Origin of the sequence: Bradyrhizobium sp. HKCCYLRH3059 (genome assembly GCF_051168035.1) — a bacterium.
Lineage (GTDB): Bacteria > Pseudomonadota > Alphaproteobacteria > Rhizobiales > Xanthobacteraceae > Bradyrhizobium.
This window is the reverse complement of record NZ_JBNPUF010000007.1, coordinates 152,760-165,395: the sequence shown is the minus strand read 5'-3', so window position 1 is coordinate 165,395 and position 12,636 is coordinate 152,760. Positions and strand designations below refer to the sequence as shown.

At 64.5% G+C, this 12,636-nt stretch carries 10 protein-coding genes; 1 reads left to right on the top strand and 9 read right to left on the bottom strand.

The features are described from left to right. Positions 1-105: 105 nt before the first annotated feature. The 9 genes from ACQR13_RS22345 to ACQR13_RS22305 form a co-directional block, all read right to left on the bottom strand. Positions 106-2,979: an NF038122 family metalloprotease gene (locus ACQR13_RS22345; RefSeq protein WP_410052255.1), complete on the bottom strand. Its 2,874-nt coding sequence runs from the start codon at positions 2,977-2,979 to the stop codon at positions 106-108. Between the two features lie 192 nt (positions 2,980-3,171). After that, complete coding sequence (locus tag ACQR13_RS22340) at positions 3,172-5,280, bottom strand: TIGR04372 family glycosyltransferase (RefSeq protein WP_315753261.1); 2,109 nt, start codon at positions 5,278-5,280, stop codon at positions 3,172-3,174. Next, positions 5,277-6,344 (bottom strand): glycosyltransferase family 2 protein, encoded by a 1,068-nt coding sequence (locus tag ACQR13_RS22335; protein ID WP_315753259.1) that lies wholly within the window; start codon positions 6,342-6,344, stop codon positions 5,277-5,279. The genes ACQR13_RS22340 and ACQR13_RS22335 overlap by 4 nt, the downstream gene beginning before the upstream one ends. A 42-nt stretch (positions 6,345-6,386) precedes the next feature. Next, a complete protein-coding gene (locus tag ACQR13_RS22330; protein ID WP_315712834.1) occupies positions 6,387-7,136 on the bottom strand; it encodes an ABC transporter ATP-binding protein in 750 nt (249 codons plus the stop codon). 32 nt (positions 7,137-7,168) lie between these two features. Further along, positions 7,169-8,011 (bottom strand): ABC transporter permease, encoded by an 843-nt coding sequence (locus ACQR13_RS22325; RefSeq protein ID WP_315712833.1) that lies wholly within the window; start codon positions 8,009-8,011, stop codon positions 7,169-7,171. Between the two features lie 145 nt (positions 8,012-8,156). Continuing rightward, positions 8,157-9,422, bottom strand: coding sequence for a class I SAM-dependent methyltransferase (locus ACQR13_RS22320; protein WP_315753257.1), 1,266 nt, complete (start codon positions 9,420-9,422; stop codon positions 8,157-8,159). 69 nt (positions 9,423-9,491) lie between these two features. After that, positions 9,492-10,232, bottom strand: coding sequence for an SDR family NAD(P)-dependent oxidoreductase (locus ACQR13_RS22315; protein ID WP_315712830.1), 741 nt, complete (start codon positions 10,230-10,232; stop codon positions 9,492-9,494). Beyond that, a complete protein-coding gene (locus tag ACQR13_RS22310; RefSeq protein ID WP_315753255.1) occupies positions 10,229-10,765 on the bottom strand; it encodes a WbuC family cupin fold metalloprotein in 537 nt (178 codons plus the stop codon). Before ACQR13_RS22310 ends, ACQR13_RS22315 begins: the two co-directional genes overlap by 4 nt. Then, positions 10,762-11,973, bottom strand: a complete 1,212-nt coding sequence (locus ACQR13_RS22305; RefSeq protein WP_315753253.1) for a methyltransferase domain-containing protein — start codon at positions 11,971-11,973, stop codon at positions 10,762-10,764. Before ACQR13_RS22305 ends, ACQR13_RS22310 begins: the two co-directional genes overlap by 4 nt. Positions 11,974-12,353: 380 nt before the next feature. Here ACQR13_RS22305 and ACQR13_RS22300 point away from each other — a divergent pair, with 380 nt between their 5' ends. After that, positions 12,354-12,623 (top strand): hypothetical protein, encoded by a 270-nt coding sequence (locus tag ACQR13_RS22300; protein ID WP_315753252.1) that lies wholly within the window; start codon positions 12,354-12,356, stop codon positions 12,621-12,623. Positions 12,624-12,636 lie beyond the last annotated feature (13 nt).

Genomic DNA, 12,636 nt, shown 5'->3' with positions numbered 1-12,636 from the left:
CGGCCCTCGCGCGAGCCGTTATCTGTCCTGCGGCGGGCGGAAACCGCCCGCCGGGCACCCTTCGCCCGCCGAATGGCGGAGACGACGCCTCGAATGCCGCCGGTCTCAGACCAGATGGAAGCTCGACAGATGAGACAGCAGCTCGGCCGTCGACACGTGCTGAATCGTGATGGTGTCGAGTGCCGGATCGGTGATGACGGCGTTGCCCGCGGCGTCGTCATGGATGGCGGCCTGCAGCGTGGACGGGTCCGCGAAGATGCTCTGGCTGAACACGATCTTGTCGGTGCCGACCGCAAAGTCGGCGATGTTCACCTGACCGAAATGCTCGGCGAACACGAAGGTGTCGTGTCCCTGCAGCGACACCGATGAGGATGCCGCGCCGGAGATCGAGGTCCCGGAGATCAGAGTGCCGCCCTGGCCGTCCGCTGCGAAGTGAAAGCTGTCCTGCGACAATGGGCCGACGAAGTGCAGCGACGCGCTGTTGGGCCCGTCGCTCAGCGACAGCATTCCGCTCGTCTCGTCGAAATGCGTCTGAAGCGATGTGAATGCGATGCTCTTGAGATCGATCTGAGCGGCGGTGCTACCGAATCCGATGAGATTGCCGCTGAAATCCGCCGACGCTGTCAGGTTCTGACCGCCGGCAGGCGTTGCCGATTGTGGAGCTGCCAGCAGCGGGCTGTTGGAGGAGGGAACACCGATCGTGCCGTCGCCGTTGAAGTCCTGATGGAATAACGTTTCGAGGTTCTCAGCCGTCGTACTTGTCCCTGATACCCACCCGCTGAGGTTCGCCTTGTAATTACCATCTCCATCTGCGGTTGTGAAGGTGAATTGACCGGTGGTCGGATCTTTCCAGGCAATGTCGTAGCCCGATCCGATCTGAATAGCGCCGATCGGAATCGTGTTGCCGAGTTGGCCGACGACCACCGGCGCGCCGCCGATCTTGATCGTCGGGCCGGACCCACCGGTGTAGAGACCATAATTGTTGTCGATCTGGACCAAGCTGGTCGATCCATCGGTCTGAATGACGATTGGTGCGGATATGCCGATCACACCGTCGCTATTGAAGTCCTGGTGAAAGGTCGTTTCGAATGTTTTGGCCGTCGCGCTCGTTCCCGACACCCATCCGCTGAGGTTGGATGTGTAGTTGCCGTTGCCGTCGGCAGCAGTGAAGGTGAACTCGCCGGTCGTCGCATCCTTCCAGGCAATATCGTAACCGGACCCGACCTGGATGGCGCCGATCGGGGTCGTGTTGCCGAGCTGGCCGACGACCACCGGCGCGCCGCCGATCTTGATCGTCGGGCCAGAGCCGGCAGTGTAGAGTCCGTAGTTGTTGCCGACCTGGACCAGGCTGGTCGATCCGTCGACCTGGATGACCGTAGCGACCGGCCCGATCGTGCCGTCGCCGCTGAAATCCTGACCGAAGACGATTTCTTCGGACATCGCCGTCGCGCTACTCCCGGACACCCATCCGCTGAGATTGGACGTGTAGTTGCCGTTGCCGTCAGCAGCAGTGAAGGTGAACTGGCCGGTGGTCGAATCCTTCCAGACGATGTCGTAGCCGGACGAGGTGTGAATCGCGCCGATCGGGGCGGCATTTCCCAACTGGCCAACAACGACGGGGGCACCGCCAATCTTGATCGATGGACCCGAGCCGTTGACGTACATGAAATATTGGTCGGCGATCTGGAGCAGACTCGTGTCGCCGTTGGCGTGGACAAGCGACGCAGTGACTCCGACGGACCCGTCGTGGTTGAAATCCTGCCCGAAGGTTGTTTCCTGGAGTTCAGAAGTCAAACTATTTCCCGAGACGATGCCGGAAATGTTCGACGTGTAGTTCCCGTTATTGTCGGCGGTCGTGAAGGTGAACTGATTCGTACCTGCGACCTGCCAAGCGATGTTGTATCCAGAGCCCGTCTTGATGGCGCCTACCGGCGCGACGCTGCCGAATTCACCGACCGTGACGGGCGTGCCCCCGTACTTCATTTCAGGGCCGGTTCCGGTCGTCCTGCTGATGAGATAATAGCGGTTTCCCACCAACGTCAGGCTGGTGTCGCCGTTCGTCTGGATCACCGTGCCGGACGAGCCGGTCAGGTGAAACCCGAGTGCATCGAGCTGCTTGAGATCCACCGCCGTCAGCGTCTGCAGCGTGCTGTAGGTGTAGAACTCGTTGAACGGATCGTTGCCGCCCTGCACGCCGCTGTTCAGGAAATCGCTCGGGTCGGACGACTGGCCGTAATCGGCGAGCTTGGTATAGCCGCCGTCGAGGGAGAAATACGCGGTCGACGCCGTGGCGCCGCCGGTCATCAGGCGCGCGCCTGGGCTCGAAAAACGATAGAAGTCGAAAATGTCCGGCTGCGGACCGTAGGGGACGCGGCCGAACGCATGCGTGAGCTCATGCAGGGCCACGCCGACCAGCAGGCTCGAATTGATATCGGTGGCGAACGTCGCGCTGCCGTCGTCGGTGGTGGCATCGTTGGCGCCGAGGCCGCCCCACAGCTTCAGCTGCGAATTCCACACCGCGACGTAGGACTGTCCCTGGATGCTGGATCCCGCCGGCAGGGCATTGAAGGTGGTATCGCCTGGGCTGGCATAGTTGATCAGGTTGGACCTGACGCTCGAATAGCTCATCCACTGGCCGCCGTCAGGACCGGCCGCCGCGCCGCCGCCGACGCCGCTATAGTCGATCTTGATGTTGACGGTGATATGATCCGAGATCATCGAGGTGAGGATCGCGGCGGCCTGCTGAATGCCGGCGCGAAAGCTCGCCGGTGCATTCATCGCCGCCGTGTCGAACAGCAGATTGATTGTCAGTCCGCCGGCGCTCACCGCGGTGACCGCGCCGATCCCGCCGAAGTCGCCCTGCGCGAGCTGGGCCTGGACCGCCTCGTCGGGCAGCTCCACGGGATTCGACGGCGGAGGGACCCCCGCGTCGTACGGAGGTGAGGTCGTGACCGACTGTAAGGTGGACACTCCGGGCATTGCCTCAGTTCCGGCTAATCGCATGAGCGGCGCATGGCTCGACCGTATCGACGCGCTGCCGAGCCGAATCGCGACCATCCCAAGTTACAGGGCATCGATCTTGCTCGGAGGTTAACGGGAGCCCCGAAGCACTGGAAAACGACCCGCTATGGCCGTCGCGGGCGTTGATCGAACCGAGGCCGGGTTACGCGTTCAGTGCAGCAGCTCGGGCAGACGGTCCAGGAACGCGGGGACCGGTAGCGCAGCACCAAAATTGTAGGGGTTGCTGCTGAGCGCTGCGCGATAGCGATCAAGCTGCGGGCCGCCCTCACGCAGGGATCTGCCGGTTCCGTCCAGGCAATCGAGCTTGTAGCGGACGGCTGCCGTGATGTCCTGTGCGGTATTGGGGTGGATTTCGAGCCCGTGACGGGCCAGCACGGCGGTGTCGATCAGCAGCGCCTGCAGCGGCTGGCGGTAGGTCTCTCGCAGCGAGAGGTAGCGCCGTCCACGCCGGTCATAGACCGGCCGCACGGTGAAGTCGGTGCGGTCATGCCAGAACTGGCAGTCGTTGGAGATGCAGTTGACCAGCAGCATCGGCGTTCCCAGCGCCTGCACGGCCGTGGTCAGGCCCGATGTCGTGCCGACGAATAGACGAGCTGCGGCGCAGAGATAGAGGTCCATCTCCGCCGATTTGATGTCGCTGTGCGCGTAGTCGAACACGCCGGCCATGCCGCGCAGCGGCGTCATGCTGCGATCGCCGAGCCTGACCACGGCGCCGCCGCGTGAGGTGATTGCGGCGATGGCGTCCAGGTAGTCGCCGACATTGGCGGAGCGATGCTGGCGCGTGGTGCCTGGTCCGTCGCCATGATAGCCGCCCTCGCGGATGTGCATCGCGACGAACCAGTCCGCGGTGACACCTGCGGCGCGCAGCCTGGCAGCCCCGGTGTCCATCAGCTCCGATGGGACCTTCACGATCGGCAGCCGCCGCTGTTCGGCCCAGGCGACCTGCGCGCGCGACGCCGCGTGGGCCCATGGCTCGGCCAGACCGTCCTGGCCGCGGACGGCGATGAACTGGTCGCCGACCAGCCGCTGATAGGGCAGCAGGTCGTCGACGAGAGCAGGGTCCTCGACGATCGTGACATGCGGCGCGAACAGCCTGAGGAACGGTTGGTTGACCACCTTGCTCGCCGGAGCAAGCAGGACGTAGTTGGCGCGCGGCAGCATGCCGAGCGCGGCCATGCGCAAATGGCAGTCGATGAAGCCGATGTGGCCGATCAGCGTCACCCATTCGTAGCCGAGCAGCCGGACCGGGAGCGCGGGATCGAAGATGCTGCTGGCGCCGGCAATCCGATCGATCAGCGCGCCGGGAATCGACCATTTGGCCGCCAAGGCGTCCTGATGGTCGAGCGCGGCCTGATAGCAGCGGAACGTGTCGTCGTAACGGCCCTGGTGATAGAAGTTCTCGCCGAGCTGGATCAGATTGTCGTAGATCAGGAGCTCGCCGGCATGCTCCAGCTCCCAGGCGCTCGGCGTGTAGGTCGACGGATCATAGCCGCCGGCATAGTTCTGGTGCGCCATCACCGAGCGGGGATCGCGTGCGACCGACGCCTCGAAGCAAGCGGCGGCCTGGACGTGGTCGCCGGCCAAGGCGTGGACGGCGCCGAGCTTGCGCAGCGCGTTGCCGTCGCCGGAGGCCGCAGCCGCTGTCAGGAAATGGGCCGCGACCGGCAGATTGCCGCGATACATGTGGGCGACGCCGACCGCGAAATTGATCGCGAAGCTGTCGATCGTCTCGGGCCGTGGCACGTCGCGCACGATCCGGTCATAGGCGCTGCACAGCGCCAGCGTGGTGAAATAGGCCTGCGCGCCCACACCGGCTCGCGCACGCACGTTGCTGCGGAAGATCAGGTTCAAGATCCGCACCGCACGCAGCGCGCTCGGCTTGCGGCTGGCGGCCAGATGAACCTGCGCGGCGGCGGCCAACGTGGTCGAGGTCGTCAGCGCCAGCAAACGGCCAAGGCGCGATCCCCTTGCCAGTTGCCGGTCCATCAGCCGGAGCAGCGTCGCCCCGGCCGGCGCAACGATGAGCCTGCTGTCGACGATGTTCGCGGCGCGAGTGGTCAGCGGCAGCAATTGCCGGCGCCGCGCGCTCAGGAACGCATAGAGACGAAATGCGGATGCCGTCAGCCACGTCCGCGGCGACCAGCGGCTGCGCGGCGCCTGCGGCGATGGTTGCGCCGTCGGCGTCGCGCGGATCGGCGCAGGCGCCGCCTTCGCACCGAGGCGGCGCCGGAGAGAGCCGAAGGGGGCGCGGACCGTCATGACGCGCGATAGCCGTGCGTGGCGGACAAGATCGCCCGCCGGGTGGCGGTCTGGGCGAGCAGGCGAGACAGCGACATCGGCCGCGTCCGCAAGGTGATCCAAGCCAGCGCAGCAAGGCGGCCGCTTGAGCCGAGGCTCAACATCAGCCCAAGCAGGTGCGTATCGAGCGCATTGCCGTCGAGCAAGGCGGATACGCGCGCAGCCTTGGCCGACGCTGCCGTATCGCCGCCCAGTACCATCCGCGCGGCGCCGAAGCGATTGCGCCGGGCGAACACATCCTCATACCCCTTTGGGAACAGCCTGCTTTGCGCAATCAGCGCGCCGATCTCCGCGAGCTTGGCGTTGAGCGAAGCCGGATCGGTTGCGGTCGCCGTCGAATAGTTCTGGCCGTGAATGCGCCAGTAGCCGAGCGCCTCGGCGATGAAGCAGCAGCCATAGGTCAATGCCAGCCGCCGGGCGAGAAACGCGTCCGAGAACGAGCCGAGCTTGACGTCGAATCCGCCGAGCGCCTGCAAGGCCGTGCGGCGGTAGAGCGAGGTGGTGCCCGAAAAGTAGTTGTCGCCAAAACGCAGCGCGTGGCGAACGTCGGCCGGCGTCAGCATCGCCGATGCGGAAGCCGGCAGCATCACCGGCCGCAGCATCCGTTTTGCGGACGGTCCCTGAGGGCCGATGATCTCGCAGCAGGCGAAGACCAGACCGGCTTCGGGATGGGTGGTCGCCTGCGCCATCGCCTTTTCGAGATAAGCCGGATGCAGCGCATCGTCGGCCCCGAGAAAACCGATCCATTCGGTGTCCGCGATCGCCAGGGCCTCGTTCTGACCGCGCACGACACCCTGGTTGGTCTCGTGGCGGATCAGTCGCCAGCTCGGCCGTTCCGCCACGAAGCGTGAAATGACCGCGATGCTGTCATCCGTCGAGCAGTCATCGATGATGATGACGCGGTCGGGGGCGCGGGTTTGGTTCGCGATGCTGCCGAGCGACTCGGGCAGGTAGTGGGCGTGGTTGAAGTTCGGGACGACCAGCGTGACGGTCGGGGAGGCAGCGCGGGCGGGCGTCGTGGTCATGGTTCAGCGAGCTTCCTGCCGCATGCTGTCGAGCCCGGCCGCTCAAACCTTGGGCAGCTCTTTCAGAACGTCGTCCAGGGCGCCGAAGGCCCGCACGCGGCCGCCATCGAGATAGAGCCCGAGATTGCAGGTGTCGCGCAGCAGGCCATGATCATGGGTGGCGAGCACGACGATTCCCGAGCGCATCGTGATGTCCTGCAGCCGGCCGTGAGTCTTCTTGCGGAACTGCGCGTCACCGACCGCGATCCACTCGTCCATCAGGATGATGTCGCCGTGAATCGAGGCTGCGATCGAGAACACGAGACGCAGCAGCATGCCCGAGGAATAGGTCCGGATCGGCAGTTCCAGATAGTCGCCGAGCTCGGCAAATTCGGCGATCTCGGGCACGCGCTGCTCGATCTCCTCGGGCGAGAGCCCGAGGATGAGGCCGCGGGTGCGAATGTTCTCGTAGCCCGAGGCCTCTTCGTCCATGCCGAGACCGATGTCGAACATCGGAACGTTACGCCCTACGGTCCGCAGCGAGCCGCGCGTCGGCTCGTAGATGCCGGCGAGCACGCGGATCAGCGTGGTCTTGCCGGCGCCGTTGTGGCCGATCAGGCCGAGCCGGTCGCCCTGCTTCAGGGTGAAGCTGATGTCATCGAGCGCCTGGACGAACTGGAACGAGCCGTCGCTCTTCGAGACCCGGCCGCCGACGCGCGAGGCCGCCTTGATGGCCAGATGCCGGAATGATCGTGCGTTCGGCGGCGCGACCGGAAATTCGATGCCGATTTGCTTGGCTTCAATGAGAGTCATTCGAGGCGGATCCAGAGCTCCCGGCCATGATGTCAGGCCCAATACACGACGCGCGACCGATAGCGCGTGTAGATATAGATCATGGCGGCGGTCAGGACCGCGACCGATCCAATGGCACCGGCCCAGGTCGCAAGGCCGGGAACGTCGCCCATCAGCGGACCGCGCGTGACCGACAAGAGATAGGCGATCGGATTGAGCGTGACGATGAGCTCGCCGCCGCGGATACTCGACGGTTCCCAGATGATCGGAGAGATGAAGAACAGGAGCTGCAGCACCGCCGCCATGACGGGCGGCACGTCGCGATAGCGCACGCAGATCATCGAGACGATCACCGAGGCGCTGACGACGAAGACGTAGACGATCATCAGGCCGAGGATGGCGAGGACCATTCCGAACCCGACCGACCATGGATAGACGAGCCAGATGAACGGGATCACCGCGATGTTGTGCAGGAAGATGATCAGGTTGCGCTGAACCATGCGCATGACATGGATCAGGATCGGCATGTCGACGGCTTTGATCATGCCGCCTGCATTGATCATCGTGTAGCAGGCCTCGCTGAGCGAGGACGAGATGAAGCTCCAGATGGTCATGCTGACCATGAAGTGGGGCAGGTAGGTCTTCATGTCGGCGCCGAGGAAGCGGCCAGCCACCGTGCCCATGATCAGGGCGGTGATCGCGTTGGTGGCCGTGATCCACCACGGGCCCAGCATGGTGCGGCGGTATTTCGATCGGATGTCACCGGCAGCGAGCGCGCGCCAGGTGACGTGACGGGTGATGAAAGGCGCGATGTCCTCGCGGCAGCGCGCCCAGGAGATGCGACGCCGATCCGCAACCACGAACCGCTCGACCTGTCCATCGGTCAGGGTGGTCATCCTTGTACCTCGCGAGAGCCGTAAGTGTTTGTCTTACCAGCTGAATGCGGTTGGACCCCCGCCACGCCGGCGGCCCATCGCCGGGGCTTGCTGGACCATGTTACGAGGGCACTGTCAACCGGTCAGCTCAGGCCGCCGCCGCGGCTCAGATCGCGACCGAGCCCGAGGCGTCGACGATCCGCGGCTCCGGCAGCGGCACCAGGAATCGACCGCCTGCGTCCAGGTAGGCCTGGTTGCGCTTCAGGATCGGGTCCGCATAGATCCAGGCGAGGACGACGACGATGTCGGGCTTTCGCGTCGCGAGCTCGCTGGAGGGCAGCACGGGGATGTGGGCGCCCGGGCTGAAGCGGCCGTGCTTGAGCTGGTTGTCGTCGACGATGAACTTGATCCGGTTCTCCAGCTCGAAATGGTAGAGCAGGGTGGTGGTGGTGGTCGAGGCGCCGTAGGCCGCGACCAGCTTGCCCGCGGCGATGGCCTCGTCGAGAGTAGCGAGCACCCGGCGCTTGCAGTTCTCGATGGCGACGAACCAGTCACGGTAGATCTGCGGCTTGGTGACGCCGCGCCGTTCCTCCTCGGCGATCAGCGTCGACAGCTCCGCCGAGCGCGGGCGCTTGCCGGTCGATTTCGGCTGCGCAAAGGCGCGGATCGAGCCGCCCTTGGTGCCGGTGCGTTCGACGTGGAACAGCGTCATGTCGTGCCGGTTCAGGAAGGTCTCGAGCGGGATCAGCGCGTGATGCGAGACGTGCTCGTGGTAGATCGTGTCGAACACCATGTTGTCGATCATGTCGACGATGTAGGAGACCTCGAACACGAAGGCGCCGTCGTCGGCGAGCAGGAGGCGGATGCCCTTCACGACGTCGGACATGTTGTCGATATGCGCAAACACGTTGTTGGCGCAGAACAGCTTGGCTTCGCCCTGCTCCGACTTGATGCGGGCCGCCAGCGCGCTGGTGAAGAAATCCGGGATCGTCGGCACGCCTTCCTTGGTGGCGGTCGCCGCGATGTCGCGGGCGGGGTCGATGCCCTGCACGCGCATGCCCTCGTTCTTGAACGCCTTGAGCAGCGAGCCGTCATTGCTGCCCATCTCGGCGACCAGGCTGCCCTTGGGGATGGCGAGCGAGGACACCACCGATTGCGCATAGCGCTTGAAATGCTCGACGAGGCCGAGCGAGACCGAGGTGCGGTAGGTGTAGTCGCGGAACAGGATGTCGGGATCGACGACGTCGAGATTCTGCAGATGGCCGCAGTCGAGGCAAAGATAGCAGTCGAGCGGGTAGAGGTCCTGCTTCTCGCCCAGCCGGTCCGCCGTCACGAACGCGTCGCCGATCGCCGAAGGCCTGATCGGCAGCACGTGATCGAGCGAGGTCGAGCCGCAAAGGCGGCAATCGGTCTTGTGCTTGACGTGCTGCATGAGGTGTCGATCCTGGGTTGGCGATCCCGCAGGCGGGACGGTCGGCCGAAGAGGAATTTGCGGCGGGTTTTACAGGCCGGCGAAGCTCTTGGCGACCTCTTCTTGCCAGACTGTGGACACTCCGCCATCCAGAAACAGGCTCTGCCCGTTGATGAACGAAGCGCGCGGGCTGCAGAGGAAGTCGAGGGCGTCGGCGCATTCCTCGGCCGTCCCGAGCCGGCCCAGCGGGACCAGCTTGCGGTAGGTCTCCATCAGCTTCTCGTTCTGCTCATAGAAGATGCGCGATTCGCGCTTCAGATAGGTCAGCGGCATGATCGCGTTGACGCGGATGCCGCGCCGGCCGAGCGTCGCGGCGTAATGCCGGACCATGGCGTTGAGGCCGCCCTTCACGACATGGTAGCCGACCGGCTGCGAACTGCCGACGAATTCGGCATAGACCGAGCTGACCACGCCGATGGCGCGGTCGCCATCGTCAGCGAAATGGCCGGAAAAGCCCTCGATCAGGTCGCGCGAGGCGGTCAGGCCGACCTGGATTTCCCCGGCCCAGGGATCGCCCTGGCCGCGAAAGCGCTGGCTCAGGACGAGGTAGCGGACCGGGCCGTTGGCCTCGGCGATCTCACCCCAGAGCCCGGCAAAGCTCTCGCTGCGCTCGAGATCGGCGGAAAAATGCTTCAAGCCGGGCTGATCGGGAAAATCGGCCGGGCGCTGCCGCGACACGACGCTGACGGCGCAGCCGCGCGCCAGGAAGCGTTCGACGACCACGCGGCCGAGGCCGCGGGTGCCGCCGACCACGACGGCATGGCTGGTCATGCGGCAACGCCCTGCCGTGCGGCGACACGCCGGACGAGATCGGCCTGATAGGCCTCGGCCCCGGCGGCGTCGCTGTCCTCGGGCGCGAAGTTGGCGAACACGCTGGCGCCGGGGCGGAACGGGCCGTTGGTGATCTCGTGCACGATCAGCAGGTCGCTGCGGATGATCAGGGTGTGAAAGAATGCATTCGACATGCGATAGTAGAAGGGGCGCGCACCGCCCGGCGGCCCCAATTCGACGACACGCTCGATCTGGCCGTCATCGTCGAACACCACGATATCGACCTCGCCCTCGATGATGTGGAACGCCTCGCTCTTGCCGGGGTGCTTGTGCGGACGGATGTAGGAGCTGGAATCGATCGCGATGATCATTTCATGCAGGCTGTCATCGCCGTCCGGATGGGCGTTGATGCGGGCCCGCCGCTTCGGGCTGGCCTTCACCGCGGCCTTCAGGGTGTTGATCTCGGCCGCGCCCACCGATGAAATGGGGCCCTCGGCCAGGAATACCTCGGGTGATTTTTGAACGAGGCTCATGGAGCGAGGTCCTTCGTGATTGCGTTGTCGAGCGCGGCGTAGATCGAGCGGAATTCCACGCCCCGCGCAGCGAGGGGAGCGAGCTTCTCGCGCACCTTGCCTTCGATGTGAGGTGCCACGGCAAACAGGCAGGTGGTGATCTGCCCATCAGCCAGCAGGCGATCCGATCCTACCACGGGGACGGCGAAACCCGGTGGAAAAAAGCCCGCTTTGTCGGGGTCGTCATCGACGGCAAGCGCGAACATGTCGGCCACGCCGAAGGCGTTGGCGAACATGATGGCGTGATGTCCGATGCCGAACAGAGCGATTCGATCCCCGTCCGGCCCGGCGAGGGTCGTCAGTTTCCCGCGCAACCGCGCCCGGGTGGGAGCAAAATCGTCACGATAGGCTTGGAACAGGCTGGAAGATCCCCGCCGCGGTGAGACCGCTGCCGGAGGACTGCCCGCGGGGGTCAGGACGGCCGCCAGCGCATCCTCCAGGGCCCCCGGATAGCGTAGCAGGGCCAGCACGCGATAGCCGCTCTCCTCGGCCAGACGGCGCAGCGTTTCCTCGACGAAATAGCAGCTGTGCTCTTCCCATAGGAAACAGTAGTCGCGCGCCGCGAGGAATTTGCTGCTGTCGGGGACCTCGATCAGCAGAAGGCCTTGGGGCGAAAGCAGGGTCTTGAGAGCCTGCAAGGCATCGACAGGGGCTGACGTGTGCTCGATGAGATAGCGGCAGGAGACGATGTCGAATGTTCCGAGCGAGGCGGCTGGAGCTGCGAGATCCGCCGCGTTGAGGCGGGCCTGCCAGGTTTCAAGATAGGGATAGCGCCCTCCGCAACCCTTCTCCTCCAGATCGAGCGACTCGATCTGCAGACCTCGCCGAGCCAGGCGGGTGAGAAGCGGCTGCTCGAAGGGGCCTGTGCCCAGCGCGCGCCCCGCAAGGGGTCTGAACGAGACGAGTCGTTCGACCAACGCATCGAGGTGGCCTTCCGGTTCGCGATATCTGATCCACGGCACCGCCGGAGCAACGATCTCGGGAGGCGGAGACTCACGGAGCTGAACAAGTTGGCAAGCTTCGCATTCGACGACGTCGAGCGCCGACGAGTGATCGACGCGGCCGTCACGCGTGAAGCGGTTGCAGACGGGGAGGACGCCGAGCGTGAGAGGCTGCGTCGTGATCGGCTGGCCGCATAACCGGCAGCCGAACGAGGATCTGGTGGGCATTGGTTCGGCTGGACCGCGAAGGGATATTGCCATTCGGAAGGAGCCGCAATAGCAGTGCAGTTGCGAACAATACAACGTAAAATGTTCAGCTTGCAACAGATGCGCGAGGGGCCAACGGTCGCGGATGCCTGGCTCGCGGATGCTTAGCTATTGGCAAACTCCGTGCCGGAGCTTGCTATTGCGGTCGTTTTCTGGATACCAGATTCGGAATCGCGCCCGGATGTATTCATCGTCGAACTGGTCAGAAAGCTGCGAACCTTCCTGATCAATTTGCCTGGTCGTCACGGCGAGATGCTACATGCGATGCTCAGGGGCTCTTGGCGGCTGTTGCTCCGCCATGCGATTTGGGATTGGCAAGAGGGGGCACGTGCGTGAAAAACATGTTTCTGACGCTCCGGACGATCCTGCGGATCGTCTGTGTGAGCACGGTCTACTTCTGTATTTTTCTCGCGCTCGGCGCCGGATTCCTCTACTCCTTACTGGCGGGGCTGACGGCTTTCGTTTTCCTTGCGGTCGGACTGGGACGGATTGTGCTTGAGCAGCTGGCGCTGTGGTCCACAATTCTGTTCGTTGTCGATAAGTCGGGGTTGTTGCCGATCACCCAGTGGCTGCATGGGATCATTGCGATCATCAGTCGCGGGTTGACTTGACGGTCAGACCGAG